This is a genomic window from Halococcus sp. IIIV-5B (assembly GCF_003602035.1).
GTDB lineage: Archaea > Halobacteriota > Halobacteria > Halobacteriales > Halococcaceae > Halococcus > Halococcus salsus.
The window spans coordinates 1-17,435 of the sequence record NZ_QZWE01000046.1 but is presented as its reverse complement, the minus strand read 5'-3'; the positions used below and the strand labels follow the sequence as shown (position 1 = coordinate 17,435).

General features: G+C 68.1%; 19 protein-coding genes and 1 other RNA gene. 9 read left to right on the top strand and 11 right to left on the bottom strand.

Annotated elements, in window-relative coordinates; all coding sequences use genetic code 11:
• Positions 1-566, bottom strand: a 566-nt coding sequence (locus D3261_RS18555; RefSeq protein WP_147464999.1) for a lipoate--protein ligase family protein, incomplete at its 3' end; no start/stop codon positions are given.
• 51 nt (positions 567-617) lie between these two features.
• Between D3261_RS18555 and D3261_RS18550 the strand changes: the two genes are divergently transcribed.
• On the top strand, positions 618-1,484 hold the full coding sequence (locus tag D3261_RS18550; protein ID WP_120074959.1) for a hypothetical protein: 867 nt from the start codon (positions 618-620) through the stop codon (positions 1,482-1,484).
• A 357-nt stretch (positions 1,485-1,841) separates the two neighbouring features.
• Here the strand turns inward: D3261_RS18550 and D3261_RS18545 are convergent, their stop codons facing one another.
• A complete protein-coding gene (locus D3261_RS18545; protein ID WP_120074957.1) occupies positions 1,842-2,279 on the bottom strand; it encodes a DUF4385 family protein in 438 nt (145 codons plus the stop codon).
• Between the two features lie 83 nt (positions 2,280-2,362).
• On the opposite strand from D3261_RS18545, the gene D3261_RS18540 reads away from it, so the two are divergent.
• A complete protein-coding gene (locus D3261_RS18540) occupies positions 2,363-2,821 on the top strand; it encodes a PaaI family thioesterase (RefSeq protein WP_120074955.1) in 459 nt (152 codons plus the stop codon).
• A 3-nt stretch (positions 2,822-2,824) separates the two neighbouring features.
• On the opposite strand, the gene D3261_RS18535 is transcribed toward D3261_RS18540, so the two are convergent.
• Positions 2,825-3,757, bottom strand: a complete 933-nt coding sequence (locus D3261_RS18535) for a dimethylarginine dimethylaminohydrolase family protein (protein WP_120074953.1) — start codon at positions 3,755-3,757, stop codon at positions 2,825-2,827.
• A gap of 91 nt (positions 3,758-3,848) precedes the next feature.
• Entirely contained in the window at positions 3,849-4,427 is a 579-nt protein-coding gene (locus tag D3261_RS18530) for a cysteine hydrolase family protein (RefSeq protein WP_120074951.1), read from the bottom strand.
• A gap of 108 nt (positions 4,428-4,535) precedes the next feature.
• Here D3261_RS18530 and D3261_RS18525 point away from each other — a divergent pair, with 108 nt between their 5' ends.
• Positions 4,536-6,062, top strand: a complete 1,527-nt coding sequence (locus D3261_RS18525) for an Hvo_1808 family surface protein (protein WP_120074949.1) — start codon at positions 4,536-4,538, stop codon at positions 6,060-6,062.
• A gap of 72 nt (positions 6,063-6,134) precedes the next feature.
• On the opposite strand, the gene D3261_RS18520 is transcribed toward D3261_RS18525, so the two are convergent.
• Complete coding sequence (locus D3261_RS18520; protein WP_120074947.1) at positions 6,135-7,532, bottom strand: FAD-binding oxidoreductase; 1,398 nt, start codon at positions 7,530-7,532, stop codon at positions 6,135-6,137.
• A 202-nt stretch (positions 7,533-7,734) separates the two neighbouring features.
• Between D3261_RS18520 and D3261_RS18515 the strand changes: the two genes are divergently transcribed.
• A complete protein-coding gene (locus tag D3261_RS18515; protein WP_120074946.1) occupies positions 7,735-8,886 on the top strand; it encodes a nicotinate phosphoribosyltransferase in 1,152 nt (383 codons plus the stop codon).
• An 80-nt stretch (positions 8,887-8,966) separates the two neighbouring features.
• Positions 8,967-9,596 (top strand): Yip1 family protein, encoded by a 630-nt coding sequence (locus D3261_RS18510; RefSeq protein ID WP_120074944.1) that lies wholly within the window; start codon positions 8,967-8,969, stop codon positions 9,594-9,596.
• A 40-nt stretch (positions 9,597-9,636) separates the two neighbouring features.
• On the opposite strand, the gene D3261_RS18505 is transcribed toward D3261_RS18510, so the two are convergent.
• Complete coding sequence (locus tag D3261_RS18505; protein WP_120074942.1) at positions 9,637-9,915, bottom strand: hypothetical protein; 279 nt, start codon at positions 9,913-9,915, stop codon at positions 9,637-9,639.
• Between the two features lie 108 nt (positions 9,916-10,023).
• On the opposite strand from D3261_RS18505, the gene rnpB reads away from it, so the two are divergent.
• Both rnpB and D3261_RS18495 read left to right on the top strand, forming a co-directional pair.
• An RNA gene (gene rnpB, locus D3261_RS18500) (RNase P RNA component) lies at positions 10,024-10,436 on the top strand.
• A 242-nt stretch (positions 10,437-10,678) separates the two neighbouring features.
• Positions 10,679-11,599 (top strand): sulfite exporter TauE/SafE family protein, encoded by a 921-nt coding sequence (locus tag D3261_RS18495; RefSeq protein WP_120074940.1) that lies wholly within the window; start codon positions 10,679-10,681, stop codon positions 11,597-11,599.
• On the opposite strand, the gene D3261_RS18490 is transcribed toward D3261_RS18495, so the two are convergent.
• The 4 genes from D3261_RS18490 to D3261_RS18475 all read right to left on the bottom strand — a co-directional run bounded on the left by D3261_RS18490 (position 11,600) and on the right by D3261_RS18475 (position 14,513).
• On the bottom strand, positions 11,600-11,938 hold the full coding sequence (locus tag D3261_RS18490; RefSeq protein WP_120074938.1) for a DsrE family protein: 339 nt from the start codon (positions 11,936-11,938) through the stop codon (positions 11,600-11,602).
• Between the two features lie 333 nt (positions 11,939-12,271).
• Complete coding sequence (gene upp, locus D3261_RS18485) at positions 12,272-12,946, bottom strand: uracil phosphoribosyltransferase (protein WP_120074936.1); 675 nt, start codon at positions 12,944-12,946, stop codon at positions 12,272-12,274.
• Between the two features lie 60 nt (positions 12,947-13,006).
• Positions 13,007-13,186 (bottom strand): hypothetical protein, encoded by a 180-nt coding sequence (locus D3261_RS18480; protein WP_120074934.1) that lies wholly within the window; start codon positions 13,184-13,186, stop codon positions 13,007-13,009.
• 106 nt (positions 13,187-13,292) lie between these two features.
• Positions 13,293-14,513: an inorganic phosphate transporter gene (locus tag D3261_RS18475; protein WP_233554037.1), complete on the bottom strand. Its 1,221-nt coding sequence runs from the start codon at positions 14,511-14,513 to the stop codon at positions 13,293-13,295.
• Positions 14,514-14,692: 179 nt separating this feature from the next.
• Between D3261_RS18475 and hisI the strand changes: the two genes are divergently transcribed.
• Both hisI and D3261_RS18465 read left to right on the top strand, forming a co-directional pair.
• The gene (gene hisI, locus D3261_RS18470) at positions 14,693-15,076 is read left to right on the top strand and encodes a phosphoribosyl-AMP cyclohydrolase (RefSeq protein ID WP_120074932.1); all 384 of its coding nucleotides are present in this window, start codon (positions 14,693-14,695) and stop codon (positions 15,074-15,076) included.
• Positions 15,069-16,196 (top strand): hypothetical protein, encoded by a 1,128-nt coding sequence (locus D3261_RS18465; protein WP_120074930.1) that lies wholly within the window; start codon positions 15,069-15,071, stop codon positions 16,194-16,196. The genes hisI and D3261_RS18465 overlap by 8 nt, the downstream gene beginning before the upstream one ends.
• A 1-nt stretch (position 16,197) precedes the next feature.
• Here the strand turns inward: D3261_RS18465 and glmM are convergent.
• On the bottom strand, positions 16,198-17,435 hold a 1,238-nt coding region (glmM, locus tag D3261_RS18460; protein ID WP_120074928.1), incomplete at its 5' end, for a phosphoglucosamine mutase.

The following is a 17,435-nucleotide window of genomic DNA, read 5'->3' as shown; positions in this document are numbered from 1 at the left end:
CTCCCCACCGATTTCGGGTCGAACGGGACGTCGAGCACGGCGTAGATGGGGTCGAGCACGGCCGCTATCTCCTCGGCATCGCGAGTGAGGACGATGCCCGCCACGAGTGCGGCGTCGCCGGTGACGCGCTGGGCGAGGCCCGCGATCTTTCCGTCGGCCTGGAGTGAGTGCGACCCCGGACAGAACGAGTCGGGTGGTTCGCCGGGACGGGCGTCGACCCCGAGGTGTTCGAACGCGGTCCGGAGGTCGGCCGTCGCGCGGTCGTAGCGTTCGGTGATGCCGTCGTCGGCGGGTTCGGCGCGCGCGAAGGCCACCGTGGTTCCGGTGTAGGCTACCGCACGGCCGCCGACCGCTCGTTCGACGACCGGAAAGTCGTGGTCCGCGGCGGCGCGTTTCGCGGCATCGTAGCCGTTCTCCCGCGTGTCGCGCCGGCCGAAGGCGACCTGACGGTGGGGTGTCCAGACCCGGACCGCTGGCTCGCCGGTCCGCTCGGTGTGCTCGAACAGCTCCCGGGTTCGGGCCCTGTCGGCGTCGATGTCCTCGGCTCGGCCCTCAACGATTCGCATGGGTCTCGTAGGGACGGGAGGGCTAAACGCCCGCGGGTCCTTCGATCGTCGATGGCCGTCCCACTCGGTGTCGATGCCCTCTCGCGGTACCAGCGCTTCTCGCTCTACAACTCGCCGTACACCGCCCACGGGCGCGGGCACGCGGTCGACCTCTATCCCGACTCGGGGCTCGGCCCAGCCGAGAACTCCTCTCTCGCACCCTCACCCGTCGCTGGCGAGGTGCTCGAAACCCGGACCGTACGCGCACCGCCGAAACCCTACGCGCCCAACCACGATCACCTCATTCTCGTCGACACCGGTGCGCACGTCGCGCGAATCCTCCACGTCGAGCCGGACGTCGAATCCGGCGACTCCATCGAGGTCGGCGACCCGCTCGGGAGCCTCGTCCGCGCGGGCTTCTTCGCGCCGTGGGTCGACAACCACGTCCACCTCGAACTCCGGGCTCCCGACGAGAACCCCTACCGGGCGAGCGGGTCGCTGGCGCTCGACCCCGAGGTCGAGGTCGAGGGGCTCGACTGGGACGGGTCGGGCCGTGTGGTCGAGACGGGCGAGACCTACGCGATTCTCGACGCGCCAGCCCACCCCGCGCCGGGCGAGCGGTTCGTCGGCATCGCGAGCGACGAGGGACGGGTGCTCGACGGTGGGCTCGTCCACTACGCGGGCGGCGGCGCGCTCGGCGGAGGTGGGGGAGCGGTCTCGCTGTTCGGCCAGCGAGTGGGTCAGGCCGATGGGCGCACCGTGGCCTGGGACGACATCGAAATCCGTGCGAACGACGACCCGATTACGGGCCTCTCGTTTTGCTGTGCCCGTGACCCCGCCTTCGGCGCGAAGCTCGTCCGTCCCGGCCACGGATTCGCCGTCGGCGACCGTATCGAGGTCGACCTCCGCCCCACGGACGACCCGATTCGGCTGGGCTGACGCCGGCTGCGGTGCGGAGGCGGTGTGGATGCTGTGGCGGTTCGGATGCTGTGGCGCGCGCTCGCGGTCGCGGGTGAACGGATGTGAACCCGCGACAGCGGACACTGTGCGAGGGATGAGCACCGGAGCGAGTGAGTGAAGCGAACGAGCGAGGAGCGCAGTCGGTTGGGGAGGCTCGTGGTTGTCGCGGAGCGGTGCAGTCTGCGGTTCTCACTTGCGTCGGGTGAGTGCGGTATATCGTGCGAGTGTGGTGTGTCAGGTGAGTACGGTATATCGTACGAGTGCGATATGTCGGGTGAGTGCGGTCAAATCGCTACGAGCTACGTCGTTTCCCGAGTGTCGATCTAACTCACCGACTCACTCACGCTCCCGATGCTCGGATTTCGCCCGCTGATACACTTCGTCGTTCTCCACTCGCTCCCACCAGACCGCGTAGACCAGCGCGGCCTCGCGTTTGTCGTGGTCGACCCACTTCTCGGGGTCGCGTTCTTCCCCATCTACGTACTTCTGCCCACCAGGATAGCGCGCGTAGCGCATCGCCCGGGTGTAGCCCATCTGCAAATATTTCCGCGCCATGTCCATCCCCGGAAAGTCGCCTTCGTCGCGATACTCCCGATACTTCGCGTAGATCGCTTCCCCGCCCTCGTCGGCGGTTTCGCGGTCGGCGTAGCCCCACCGGTCGAGGAGTTCGCCCTTGTACGGTTCGACCTTGAACACGCCCTCCTCGCCGCGGCCGACCTCGTACTTCTCCGGGTGCTCGCGGAAGTCGATGTCGTACTCCGGACCATCGGACATGCCGACCCTCGACTCCGGCCACGCCTCACGGTGTCGCTTGCGGTCATCGGTGGCTACAAATCGCTCGCCGGTCAGGGTGGGATATGACCGACGCCGACGTCCCCGATGAAATGACCGACCTGCTCCAGGAGTTCATCGCCGACCACGGCTACCTCTCGTGGCTCGGGACGACCGTGGAGTCGATGACCCGCGACACGCTCGTGCTGTCGGTCCCGTTCGACGAGAAGCTCTCGAACTCCCGGCCGGGCGACGGCGACGACCCGGCCCAGGTCCACGGCGGCATCGCCGCGACGCTGATCGACACGGCGGGTGGGGTCGCCCTCCGCCCGCACCTCGACGACCCGCTCAACGGCGGCGTGGCGACCATCAACCTCAACGTCAACTATCTCCGCCCCGCCGGCGGCGACCTCACCGCGACCGCGGAGGTCGTCAGAGCGGGGTCGAGCGTCGGCGTCTCCACGGTGACCGTCGAGAGCGAGGCCCCCGACGGCGAGTCCAAACCCGTGGCGACGGGCCAGGGTGCCTACCGGCTATTTCGGTAGGTCTTACCCGAGCGAGAGCGTGAGACACCGCACCGACCCACCCGCCTTCTGGAACTCGTCCGTCGGAACCTCGTGAACCTCGAACCCCGCGTCCGCGACCCGCGCGGCGGTCTCGGGATTGCCCGCGCCCATCACGACGTGTTCGCCGTCGATGGGGTGACAGTTGCAGGCCAGCCCGCTCTCGGACTCGCCCGGTCCGGCCTCGATCACCCGGTCGAAACAGCCCTCGATACGCTCGCGGCTCGCGTCGGTGAACGCCGCCGGCTCGACGAGGACCGTGGATTGATCGAGCGGTGCGAAACAGACGTCGAGGTGGTAGTAACGTTTGTCGACGAGTTCGAGCCCGAGTACCGGGACTCCGAGGAGATCGGCGAGCTCGTCGTAGACCGCTCTGCTGGTTCGGATACCGTAGCCACCCCAGAGCAGCCGTCGACCGGGATGCCAGATCGCGTCGCCGGTGCCCTCGAACGGGCCGCTCTCGACGGTGTGGACGGTGTAGTCCTGGTCCTCACACCACGCCGCGAAGTAGTCGACCTCGTCGGCGCGCTCGCTGGTCGCCATCCGCGAGAGCACGACCCCGCGCTCGTCGGGGAGCGCGAGCCCGTGGTTCGCACAGAACACCATGTCGGGAAGCTGCGTCGGACCTTGGACCGCCGGACATCGGTCGCGTGCACCCGCCACGGCCTCGTCCGGGTCGAGCACCGTGGTCCGTGCCGGGAGGTCGTTGTAGACCCCGCGGAGGTCGTCCCACTGCTCGCGTGCCCGTGCGGCGTCGGCTCCGGCCTCGGGACGCATGTAGGGGTTGATACGGTAGCTCACCCCGAAGTGGTCCGGGCGGACCAGCAACGTGGTGGACTCGCGCGAACGGGCATCGGTATCCGTGGGTACGAACCCGATACGGTCCGTGGGGTCGTGGACGGCGGTCTCGACGGACATTCGTCCCGACAACCGACGCCGAATACCGTATCTATTTCGGAGTACGGTAAATAACTACCTATTTACGAATTTAAGAAGGGGATTTTCGACGTTACTGTTCGCTTCCGAACGTGATATCGGCGCGTTCTGTGACTTCCCCGAACAGCCAGTCGGCGTGGTCGAGCGCGTACTCGTGGTGGGCGTCCTCGATGGCCCCGATGGCGTCCGGGACGAGGACGGGTCTGAAATCCCGGAGGCCGGCGCTGCCCGCGGTGTGGAGCACGCAGACGTTCGCGAGCGTTCCACAGATGAGGAGGTCGTCGACCCCGCGCGCCCGCAGCCACCCCTCCAGTTCGGTGTCGTGGAAGGCGTCGTAGGTGTGCTTCTCGACAACGTGGTCGGCCTTGCCATCGAGTTCGTCGACGACCTCGGCTTCCCACGACCCTTCGACGACGTGCTCGCCCCAGCGCTCGAACTCGTCGTAGTAGTGGTTCCCCGCGAACTGCTCCGGTGGATGGACGTCGCGCGTGAACACCGTCCTCGCACCCGCCGCCCGGGCGTCCGTGACGAGATCGGCGATAGGATCGATCACATCCTCGCTGGCGGGGGCGGAGAGGCTCCCCTCCGGGTGACAGAACCCGTTTTGCATGTCCACGACGACGACGGCGGTCCGGTCGGGGTCGAACTCCATGGGTTCGCTACCCACGACGCGGACAAAGCTCTTTTCGCGCCGGTTCGGGGCGTTCCCGCCCGTCGCCGCAGTCGGACGTTTTTTGCCCGCGGGTCACATCGCCATCGTATGCGAGCCGTCGCCGTTCTTTCCGTGGTCGCGCTGGTCGTTCTCGCCGGCTGTAGCGTCCCGTTTCTCGGTAGCGGTCCCAACGCCTCCGCTCCCACCTCGGGTTCGAGCGGGATGACGGAGGGAGGCGGAACGACGGGCGGGGGGAGCACTCCCGGCGACGACACGGACGCGGCCAGTGCGGGCACGATCCCCCCGGACCCCGCGAACGACGCGCTCGGGTGGGAGGGCGGCTACTGGTACAACGAATCGATAGCGGTCACGACCGGCGACGGCTACAACGCCAGCGAGCGCGCCGCGCTCGTCAACGTCACGATGGCGCGGGTCGAGCGGATCCGGGGGCTCGAGTTCAGCCAGTCGGTGCCGGTGGAGGTCATCTCCCGTGCCGACTACAGTCGGTCGACCGGCGACGGCGGGAGTCGGTCGGCGGCCTTCCGGACGTTCGACAACGCGAAGTTCGAAGGGATGTTCCTGGTCGGCGAGGACCGCAACTCGCTCGCAGTCCAGCAGTCGAACCGCGGCCAGAACGTCCTCGGCTACTACAGCCCGGCAAACGACTCGATCGTGGTGGTCTCGCCGACGGCCACCCCCGACGTCGACCCCTCGACGCTGGCCCACGAGCTGACCCACGCGCTCCAGGACCAGCACTTCGACCTCTCGTCGTCGAACCCCGCGACTCGCGACGCTTACAACGCCCGGAACGGGCTGGTCGAAGGCGACGCCAACTACATCGAGGACCAGTACGACGCGGCCTGTGAGGCCGAGTGGCAGTGCACCGAGGCCGCGGCCGGGAGCGCCGGCACCGCCAGCGGCGGGGACGGCGACAGCACCAGTAGCCTCGACCTCGGGGTCTACATCCTCTCGTACTTCCCGTACGCCGACGGCCCCGCGTTCGTCAGCTATCTCCGTTCGCACGGTGGCTGGGACCGCGTGAACGCGGCCTACGACGACCTCCCGGCGAGCGCCGAGCAGGTCATCCACCCCGAGAAATACGGCTCCGACCCCCCAACCAACCTCACGGTCGCGAACAGTACCGCGAACGGCTGGGAGCGGGTGCGCCCGCCGGGCCGGCCCGATTACGCCGTGCTCGGCCAGTCGGCGCTCGCGGCGACCTTCGGCGCGACGCTCTACGACGACTACAACGACTCCTCGGTCGTCGCACCGGGAGCGTTCCTCAACCTCGAAGCCGGGAGCGTCAACACCAGCGACCCGTTCAACTACGGCTTCAACTACACCAACGGCTGGGACGGCGACCGGATGGCGGTCTATCGGAAGGGCAACGAGACTGGCTACGTCTGGAAGCTCGCGTGGGATTCGCCCGCCGAGGCCCGCGAGTTCGTCGACGGCTACCACGACCTCCTCTCGCACTGGGGCGGCGAGCCCGAACCGGGAAGCGGGGACGTCTGGGTGGTCCGTGACGACAGCCCCTACAGCGACGCCTTCCGGATCACGCGGAATGGGAACACCGTCACCATCGTCAACGCACCCGAGACCGGCGACCTCGACGACGTTCACGCGGGCGGCTGAGCTGGACGTTTCACCGTTCTCGTCCCTCCTGCCGATTACGACACGGCTAGGAACCGCTACGAGCGCGCCCGGTCACCCGAACAGGTTCGTCGGGTCGTGCTCGGCTTTCACCGCGGCCAGCCGTTCCTCGTTGCCGCCGAACTGTGCCGTCGCCGGGTCCTCCTCGAACCCGGGGAAGTTGCCGTAGGTGCCGCCCGCGACCCCCATCTCCCGTACCTCGGCGATCCCGTCACGGGCCCACGCGACGTTCGCGTCGTTGGTCGCCGGGTCGTCCCAGTTGGCCTCGAAGGTGAGCATGTAGGCGTTCTCACGGTGCCAGAAGGCGGTCTCGTCCCGAGCGGGGTCGTCGATCGCGCCGCCGAGCTGCCAGAGGTCGATCGTCGAGAGGTCGGACGGGCTCGCCTCCTCGCGACGAACGACGAGGTCGAGGATCTCGTCGGTGAGCTCCTCGACGTAGGTCGCCTTCCAGTAGTACCGCCGACCGTCCGGGTAGTCCTCGTCGAGCAGGGTCTGGAGCTCCGTGTACGGCATCTGGTCGCTGAAGTCGGCGACCGGCTCGGCGACCGTTCGCAGGGGGTCGAATTCGCTCTCGGCCGCCTCGGTCGTCCCGAGGTGACAGCCGATGAACCCGACCGCCGGCTCGCCCCATGCCGCCTCCGAGAACTCCTCGATCTCGGGGACGAACAGGGTGAACGCGAGCACGCTGGCGTCCTCGGTGGCCGAGGCGCTGTACTCGCGGAACGCGTGCATGGCTTCGGTCGCGTGGTCGCCGTGGTGGACCACGAAGAGGCCGAACACCTCGGGGCCGACCTCGTGGAGCCGGTACTCGAACGAGGTGACGACACCGACGCCCCCGCCGCCGCCACGAACCGCCCAGAACAGCTCCGGGTTCTCCGCCCGGCTGGCGGTTCGCACCACGCCGTCGGCCGTCACCACCTCGACGGATTCGAGGTTGTCGCACGCTAGCCCCCACTTCCGCCGGAGGTGGCCGATGCCGCCGTTGAGCGTCAGCCCGGCGATCCCGGTGGCCGAGACGACCCCCAGCGGCGTCGCCAGCCCGAAGAGCTGCGTCTCCCGGTCGACGTCCCCGAGCGTCGCGCCACCGGCGGCGCGAACCGTCCGTGCCGCCGGGTCGACGTGGACGCCGTTCATCCCGGAGAGGTCGATGACGATACCGCCGTCACAGAGCGCGCTCCCCGCGACGTTGTGCCCGCCGCCGCGGACCGCGACGACGAGGTCGTGCTCCCGGGCGACGGTCACCGCCGCGACGACGTCGGCGACGCCCGTACACCGGGCGATGACCCCGGGGTACTTGTTGACCATTCCGTTCCAGACTTGGCGGGCTTCGTCGTAGCCCGCCGTCTCTGGACCGAGCAGTTCACCACGAAACCCCTCCGCGAACGCTTCCAGTGTTTCGGCCGAAAGTTCGGTCGGCGACTCACCCCCCGGCGGTGGACCTGCCTTGGACATAGTCGGGGCTGATCGGTGTCGAGACGGCATAACTCGATAGTGCCGAATTAGTGCATATTGATGCGCTATGCTCTCAGTTATCAGTCCGGCTCTCGGTCGTCACGGGCGTTCGGCGACGGCCGACCGTCCCGACCGACTTCGACGGCCGAGCCCACCGCCTTGCCGACGAATACCTTTTCCACCCTCCCCGAGGAGGTCGTACATGTCCGACCCCGAGTTCGATATCGTCTCGCCCGCCGTCATCCGCGAGGGCCGCGCCACCGACGCCTACTTCGAACGGACCGTCGAGACGCTCAACCACGTCGGGAAGAATCCACGAGTCGTCGCCGAGGTCACCGCCGACCAGTTCTCGACTGGAGAGTTCGAGGTCTTCGCCGGGATCGAGGACGCCGCCCACCTCCTTCGTGGGCTAGCTGTCGACGTCGACGCCCTCCGCGAGGGGCAGCTGTTCGACGGCGGACCGGTGCTCCGGATCGAGGGTCCGTACCTCGAGTTCGCTCGGTTCGAAACCGCGCTCTTGGGGTTTCTCTCACACCCCTCCGGAATGGCGACGAGCGCGCTCCAGGCGCGGCTGGCCGCCCCCGATTCATCGCTGTTGAGCTTCGGCGCGCGCCACGTCCATCCCTCGATCGCGGCGGTCGTCGAGCGGAGCGCGCTGGTGGCGGGTTTCGACGGCTTCTCGCACGTCGCCGCGGGCGACCTCCTCGACCGGGAGGCCAGCGGCACGATGCCCCACGCGCTCGTGATCTGTTTCGGGAAGGGAAATCAGGAGGACGCGTGGGTCGCCTTCGACGAGGCCGCACCCGAGTCCGTCCCGCGGATCGCGCTGTGTGACACCTACACCGACGAGGTCGACGAGACCCTTCGAGCGGCCGAGGCGCTCGGCGACGACCTCGACAGCGTCCGTATCGACACCACGGGCTCGCGCCGCGGCGACTTCCGGCACATCCTGCGCGAGGTGCGCTGGGAGATCGACGCGCGGGGCCGCGAGGACGTCGGCCTCTTCGCCAGCGGCGGGCTCGGTCCCGAGACGCTTCGGGACCTCCGGGACGTCGCGGACGGCTTCGGCGTCGGGAGCTACGTCTCGAACGCCGACCCCGTCGACTTCGCGCTCGATATCGTCGAGATCGATGGTGAACCCGTGTCGAAACGCGGGAAGCTCTCGGGAAGGAAGCAGGTTTACCGCACGGCCGACGGCGGCCACCACGTCGCGCTCGCCGACCACGATACCGAGGGCGAACCGCTGTTGGAACCGCTGATCCGCGACGGTGAGGTCGTCCGGGAGTTCGACCTCGACGCGGCGGCCGACCGGGCGAGAGAGGACGCGGAACTCGTTGGGTTCGGGATGGACTAATCGTTCACGGTCCCTTCGTGATCGGACTTAATTTCGAAGCCAATAGCAATCTATAACAAACGGCGACGTGTGCCCGTTACATGGTCCGGACCGTGTTTTTCGACCCCGACCGCTTCTTCCGGGAGCGCGACGAGCTCTCGCCGCTTCAGCCGGTTCTGGTGTTGATCCTCGCGGGGCTCGCGTCGGTCTTCTCGACGCTCGTGTTGTTTCTCTCTATGCCGGACAGCGGGCTGGGTACCGGTCCGTTCGTCGTTCTCAGTATCCTGTTCAACGCACCGCTCGCGTTCGGGTGGGTGCTCCTCCGGTGTGGCCTCTATACTGGCGCGTTCCACCTCCTGTCGTCCGTTCTCGGTGGAAACGGCTCGCTCGACACCACGTTCAAGGTCACGGCGTGGGGGTTCGTTCCGGTCGTCTTCGTGGGGCTCCTCGATCCCGTTATGCGATACCTCGCCTACGGCGGCGGCAACGGTGTCGCGACCTTCGCCCTCCTCAGCGGGGTCAGGGCGATCACCTCGGGCCACTCGATGCTCCTACTGACCGTTTTCAGCCTCGTGTTCACGCTCTGGCAGGCGGTCATCTGGCTGTTCGGAATGCGGCGAACCCACCATCTCTCGCTGCGCCGGGCGGTCGTGGTCGTCGGAATTCCGGTCGCGGTGGCACTGCTCTTGAGCGTCGGCGGGTCGGTGGTTTCCATGACGAACGTGCTCTGAGATACCGACCTCACGGGATTCTGGATGGATGACTGTGGCTCTATCTCCCGGTCGGGATCCCAACCGGCGGAACGGCTGGATGAAGGATTCCGTCCACGATTAGAACGACAAGGAGGAGCAGTACGACGAGCCAGCCGATACGGGACCTCGAAATCCGACGCACCCCGGCGAATCCGAGCACCGAAGCGACGAGCACGACGACCCCGGCGATGGCTATCGTCAGGCGCTGTCCGCCGTTGCCGACGATCATCGCCAGCACGGCGAAAAGTCCACTGAGTGTCCGGAGAGTCACCAGCACGAAGTCGATCCCGTCGTCCATTGGACCGGGTTTGGATCTCTCCGTTATCAATTAATTGTCCGCTCTGGCCCCTCGGGGTCGGCGACCGACGTCCGAACGGTTTTACTCGCCCGCCGAGAATCCTCAACTGGCAGAGAGAGCCCGGCCACCGCGGTGGGCCGGCGCGGATTCGTCGCGCCGGCCCGCACGCGAGGAACGTCCCCCCACCGCCGGGCAGGCGACCGGGGCGACCCCGGGGCGGGAGACCGTCGGCTCTGGAACAGCAACGAGACCCCTCCACTCGACCGATGAGGTGCGGGAGGATATCCCTCCTGCTCGCGAACCCCGCGCAGAAGGGCTCAAGCCCGAGAAAGCAACGGGGAGTTGACCAACCGAGGGTTGTGCGGCGTCTAACGCCGCCGACGGTGGAGAACGGATGGAACGGCGAAACCTCGCCGGTGCAAGTCCGCGCCACGCGGCACACGCCGCACGGTAGCCCAGCAGGGGCGCGGACGCACAGCCGAATGCCGGGACGAACAGAAGGGGGCGTACTCCTCTCAGCCACTCACGTCGCGAGCGACGACCACGAACCGGCGATCTTTGTCTCGTTTTACGACGCATGTGTTCCGGCCGAACGACCGCTTCGGACCCCAACCCACCGGCAGCCACTGGATACCGTCGATCGCCGACGAAACGCATAGCTGCAGGCCTCACCGACGACGCCCGCATTATCCCTCTCCGAACCCTATCGGACACCAGTGCGGCACGCCGGCACGGTCGCCGGTTCACCTGAGTGATTCACCAAATGGCTACCACCGGATCAACCGTCGACGTCGAACAGTTCCTGAAGAACCTCACCGCGCTGCGGTACCGCGAGGTCACGATGACGCTCGCGACCCTCGCGGTTCTCGCGGGGGCGGTCGTGTTCTTCCCCGGGGTGGAGAACGTCACCCAAGGGATCCAGGCGGACGTCTCGCCCGGTCTCCTGGTGCTCTTCCTCGTGGTCGCGATCGCTGCAGGCGCGATCAAGGGGATGCTCGGGTTCGGGTACGCGCTGATCGCGACCCCCGTCTTCGCGAGCGTCGTCGACCCCACCCTCGCGGTCGTCGTGCTCGCCATCCCGCCGTGGATGATCAACGTCTTCCAGGTCGGCGAGACCGACACCGGCCTCGACTTCGTCCGCGAGGAGTGGGTGCTGATGGTGCTCGCGGTGCTCGGCGCGATAGTCGGCGTGATCGCCCTCAGCACCTACAGCGCCGGCCCGATCGTCCCGTTCGTCATCGCGCTGGTCATCCTCGGCTACGCACTCTTCGAGATCTTCGGCGGCTTCCTCAAAGTCGAGGAGGCCCACCACCCGGTCGCGCTCGGGACCGCCGGCGCGTTGGAGGGGTTCCTGCTCGCCGTCTCGAACCTCGGTCCGCTCCTCCCCGCCTACTTCCACACCTTCGAGCGCGACACCGAACGCTACATCGGGGGTCTCTCGATGGTGCTCGGGACGATCTTCACCGTTCGGATCGTCGTGATGCTCTTCGATGGACTGATGACGCCCTATCGGCTCTGGCTCGGCTGTGCCATCGCTGTCGTCACCATCGTCGGCCTCCTCCTCGGCACCTACCTCCGCCGATTGGAGGTCGACGAGACCAAGTTCAACTGGTTCGTGGTCGCGCTGCTCGTCGTGATCGCGCTCAACATCCTCCGGAAGACGGTCCCGGCGCTCTTCCTCTGATCAGGGCGTGAGGTAGGCGTAGCCCGCTTCCTGAAGACGTGCGAGCTCGCCAACGCCCGACGGAACCACCTCGACGCCGTCGATGAGGTCGTTCTCACCGACCTCGGTCCCGGCGAAGGTGTTCCGACACTGCTTGAAGACGACGCCTCGCTCCTGGAGGGTTTCGACCGCCTCGCGCTGTGGCGAGTCCACGACGAGCAACTGGAGCCCGCCGCTGTTGGCGACCAGTGCGACCTCGTCCGTTTCGACCGTGGCGTCGTCGAGGAGGTTCGCGACGTTGTTCGTCACGCGGTCGTGCAGCTCGGGGTCGTCGTTCGAGTGGTGGAAGACCACGTTCACGAGGGAGACGACGACCGCTATCGATTCAAACCGTTCGATACCGTCGGAGACGAACCCGATGGCAAGGGTGGGTCCGATACGGCTTCGACCCTATCCACGCTACCCCATCACCCGCACCACCCACACTACCCACATCACCCGCCTATCACCCATCCGAACACACGGCCTACGCGCCACAGCATTCGCACCCCAACCCCCGCGCCGTCGGTCGAATTCGTCCCAAGAATTCGTCGTGGAAACGCCTGACACGGGCCGGCGAGAACGCCCGACGCAGTCGCTCTTCGGGCCGTATCTCCAGACGAAACCAAGGGGTTCGACGTGCGTCGAAGCGGATTACTTGGTGCGGAACGCGCGGTCGCCGGCGTCGCCGAGGCCGGGAACGATGAAGCCGTTCTCGTCGAGGTGGTCGTCGATGCTCACCGTCAGGAGGTCGGCCTCGGGGTAGGCGTCCCCCACTCGGAGGAGGCCCGGCGGCGCGCTGACCGCCGAGAGCACGATGAGGCGCTCGGGGTCGGCGTCGGAGAGGACGTGGTCGAGCACCGTACACATCGTCGAACCCGTGGCGAGCATCGGGTCGGCGACGATCACGGTGTCCTTCTCGGTGATCTCGGGCAGCTTGGTGTAGTCGATGGTGATCGGGAACTCGCCCTCGTCGTTCATTCCGGCACTTTCGTCGCGACCGGCGGAGATCACGCCCTGTTTCGCCCGCGGGAAGGCCTTCAGCAGGCCCTCGACGAACGGCGTCGCCGCCCGGAGGACGTTGATGATCACGACGTCGTCGAGACCCTTCACGCGCTCGCCGGTGGTCTCTTCGAGGGGTGTGGTGATCGAGACGTACTCGGTCTCCATCGCGCCGTCGATGACCTCGTAGCCACAGATCCGGCCGAGTTTCACGAGCCCCTTCCGGAAGGCGACCTGTTCGGTTTCGACGCTTCGGAGGCGCGAGAGCGTGTCGCGCGCGAGCGCGTGGGTGATGAGCGAGGCGGAGTCGCGTTCGACGATGGGCATGAATTGATGCGCCATCCGAGCGGGTATAAATTCACCCGTCCGGCGCGCCTTCGGGATGGGTTACCGGAGCACCGCGAGGTAGGTCACGAGCGCGAGCAGGAGAGTGGCGAGGCCGACGGTGACCCACGAGAACGTGAGACTCCCGACGAACGAGAGCCCCCAGACCACGAGGGTCGAGAATATCGTCGAGAGCACGAGGTCGATCGCGACCAGGACTCGAATGTCGCCGTCGGTGGCCATCGTTCGGATTCACGACCCCGCGGACTTAGCTCTGTTCCGCGACTGTCCGCGTGCAATCCCCGCTTCTCGGTCCTCGGATCGGTCCACTCGGAAACTCGCCGTGTCGCTACGCGCCGGTGAGGAACGCCAGTAGCTGATAGAGCCCGTACCCCACCAGCCCCGCGCCGACGAGCGAGACGAGCCACGCGACGAGGGTGAAACCGATCTTCCGCATCGAGGTGCCCGCCGAGCCCGCGGCGAGCCCGCTCCCGATCACGCTGGAGATGATGATGTTGTTGAAGGAGATCGGGATCCCGAGCGCGATGGCGACCTGGGCGATGATGAACCCCGGGATCAGCGCGGCGATCGACCGCCGGACGCCGAGCTGTGAGTACTCCCGGGCGACGGCTTGGAGCAGTCGCGGCGAGCCCATCCACGCCCCGAGCAGGATGCCGACCGCGCCGAGGCCGAGCAGCAGGACGGCGGGCGTGCCGAGCGAGTCGAACAGGGGTTCGATCGGCCCCGTCGCGAGCCCGACCTGGCTCCCGCCGCTCGAAAACGCCACGACCGCACCGAGACCGACCAGGAACCCTCGAATACCGGCGTCGACCGACGCCTGCATCCGGCGGCGGAGGGCCAGGAAGACGACCGCGCCGAACGCGAGGCTCACGACCACGCTGACGAGGTCGTAGCCCGCGACAAGTTCCGGGCCGCTACCCACACGTCGCGAGACGAACCCCGCGAGGGTGCCCTGACCCTCGGGACCGGGGAAGATCGCCAACCGGACGTTGGCGAGGATCGCCCCCACGAGCCCCGCGAGCGCCGGGACGCTGACCGTCTCGGGAACGTCGTCCCGCCGGAGGAGGGTCGCGGTGCCGTAGGCGATCGTGGCCGAGACGAACGGCACCGCGACCCAGAACGACGCCAGCCGCGTGTAGGTGTCGAACGCCGGGGCACCGCCGAGGCTCAGCCCCGCCCCGACGACCGCACCGGTGGTGGCGAACGCCGCCGGGATCGGGTAGCCGGTCCTCACCCCTATCGCGATGAACGCCGCCGCGGTCAACAGCGCCGCGGCGGCCGCGAGCGGCGTGATCGACACGCCGTCGATGAGGTCCTGTCCGACCGTTCGCGAGATGCTGCCACCCTGGGCGACCGCCCCGAGCGCCGCGAACACCCCGATGAAGAAGGCCGCGCGCATCGTCGGGAGCGCGTTCGCCCCCACCGCCGGCGCGAACGGCGGCGAGTTCGAGGACGCACCGAGCGCCCACGCCATCCCGAAGCTCGCGAGCACCGCCACCCCGACCACGGCCAACGACGTCGAGCTCTGGAGGACGACCCCGACGGTCATCCTCGTTCCTCGCGTTGACCACGTCCCACATCGCTCGGCCGGTCTCGCGTCGGATGGACGACCAGTCGTCGAAGTATCATGTACTACTCGGTGGATCCGAGGACGAAAACCCTTATCGGTCGGCTGAACGGCCTCCAGGAACGCAAAAAGCCTATGAGCGCGAGACCGAAGATCGGAGCATGAGCCGAACGGATTCGGTCACCACGCCCGACCTCGAGTTCGGCCCCGACGGGCTCCTCACGGTGGTCGCCCAGGACGCCGAGACCCGCGAGGTCCTGATGGTGGCTCACGCCTCCGCGGACGCGATCGAACGCACCCGCGAGACGGGGCTGGGTCACTACTACTCGCGGAGCCGCGACGAACTCTGGCAGAAGGGCCAATCGAGCGGCCACGTCCAGCATATCGAGGAGATCCGCGTCGACTGCGACGGCGACGCCGTGCTCTACCTCGTCGACCAGGAGGGCGGGGCGTGCCACGTGGGCTACGAGAGCTGCTTCTATCGCACGCTCGACGGCGAGGTGGTCGCCGAACGCGTCTTCGACCCCGACGCCGTCTATGAGTGAGACGACCCACCGCGACCCGACGACGACCCTGACGGCGGCCCACGAGGCGTACGACGCGGCCGTCGAGCGGGTCACCGACCACGGCGAGGCCGACCTCCGGGCGGTCGCCGACGCCTACGACCGCGCGACGACGCTGCTCGACAAGTACGAGGACCGGGCCACGGGGACCGGCGACTTCGAGGGCTTCATCGAGTTCCGGGAGTCGTTCGATTCGCTCGTCGCGGGTCTCGACGACGACCTCCCGCGCCGCGAGGCGTTCGAGACCGCGAACGACCGTTTCGACAAACGACGACTCTCGACGGGCGACTTCGCCGCCGCCCGTGACGCGCTCGCGCCGGTCGAGGAGCTCGTGGGCGTGCTCGACGACCGCGACGCCGAACGCGAGCGCTATCGCGAGGCACGACGGCGGGTGGTGAACCGACGCGACGAACTCGAACGCGAGGTCGCGGACCTCGAACGGCTCTCCGACCTCGCGGCGGTCGACCTCGACGCGCCGACTGGCGACCTCCGTGAACCGATCGAGGCCTACAACGACCGCGTTCGCGAGGCCTTCGACGCGTTTCGACACGAAGCGAGCGCCCGCCAAGTGCTCGAGTTCGTCGGCACGACCCGCCACTACCCGCTGGTGTCGTTCCGCCCGCCGCCGACCGACCTCCGGAACTACGTCGAATCGAGTCCCGTCGGAGCCGAACCGCTCGCCACCCTCACCGAGTACGCGGACTACTCGGCCTCGAAGCTCGACCACTACGTCGAGACCCCGGACGAGTTCCGACGCCACGTCGTCGTCAACCGGAGCTACCTCGACGGCCTCGATGCCGAGCCGCTCACGGTGTCGTGGCCGCCGCCGACCGCCGGGGTGCTCCGCTATCGGATCCGCGAACTGGTCGCCGTCGTCGGTCGGTTCGCCCCCGAATCGACGGTCGCACGGCTCCGCTCGCTCCGTGAGACAAGCGAGACGGACCGCTACGAACGGCTTCGGCGCGCCGCCGCTGCACGTGAAAGCCTCACGCAAGCCGAACGAACCCGACTCGCCGAGGGCACGGTCGAAAGCGACCTGGAGACCGCTCGCGCCGAACGCGACCGGCTCGACGAGGCGCTCGCGGCGCACCCCGGCCCCTGACTCAACACTTCGCCGCCGCGGTTTCGAGCGCCTCCCGAACGTCCGTCGCGAGGTGCTCGGCCCGGTCGTTCTCGCGCGCTTCGGCGTAGATACGGATCTTCGGTTCGGTGCCGCTCTCGCGAACCAGTACCCACGCGTCCCCGAAGTTCAGCCGGTAGCCGTCGGTGGCGTCGAGCTCGCCCGGGCTCGCGTCGGCGTACGTCGCCGCCGCGTCGAGCAGGGTCTCGCGCTCCGCGTCGCCGTCGTACTCGACCGCGGTTCGGCGGTTGTGGTAGCCGCCGACGTCGCCGATCACCGCGCTCGCGGGGCGCTCGGCGACGAGTTCGAGAAATCGTGCGGCGGTGTACGCCCCGTCGCGTGCCAGTCGGTACTCCGGGAACAACACGCCGCCGTTGCCCTCGCCCGCGACGGGGACTGAGATCCCTTGGTGTTGGAGGTCGCGGATCCGCGAGATGATACGGGTGCTTCCCACGGGGGTGAGTTCGAGGCCGGCGTCGGCGCGGTCGGCGACGTCCACGAGCCGCTGGGAGACCGTCACCGCCGAGACGGTTCTGTCGCCGGCCCCGAGCGCGCCCGCCGCGAGCGCCGCGAGGCTCGCGTCGCCGGTGATCGTCTCGCCGTGCTCGTCGACGAACACCGCACGGTCGGCGTCGCCGTCGTGGGCGATCCCGATATCGGCGTCGGTGGTGCGCACCAGCCGTCGCAGGTCTCCGAGGTTCTCGGGAACCGGTTCCGGATCCCGACCCGGAAACGTGCCGTCGGGCTGGGCGTTGACGGTGACGACCCGACAGCCGAGCGCGCGGAGGATGTCCGGGCTCGTCAGCGCCCCCGCGCCGTGGCCAGGGTCGAGCGCCACCGTCAGGTCCGCCGCCGCGATCCGGTCGCGGGCCACGGAGTCCACGACTTCCTCGACGTAGCGCCGCCGCCCACCCTCGACCCGACGCGAGTCGCCGGTCTCGTCCCACGGAACGCGCTCGAACTCCTCGGCCGCCAATACGTCCTCGACGCGTTCGAGGCGCTCGATCGGGAACTCGACCCCGTCGGGGCCGACGAGCTTGATCCCGTTGTCCGTCGGCGGGTTGTGCGAGGCGGTGATCACCACCGCCGGCACCCCCTCCTGCTCGGCGTAGCACTGGACGGCGGGTGTGGGCAACGCGCCCAACCGCTCGACGTCACAGCCGACGCTCACCAGCCCGCTCGCTGCTGCATCCGCGAGCATCGGCCCGCTCGCGCGTGTGT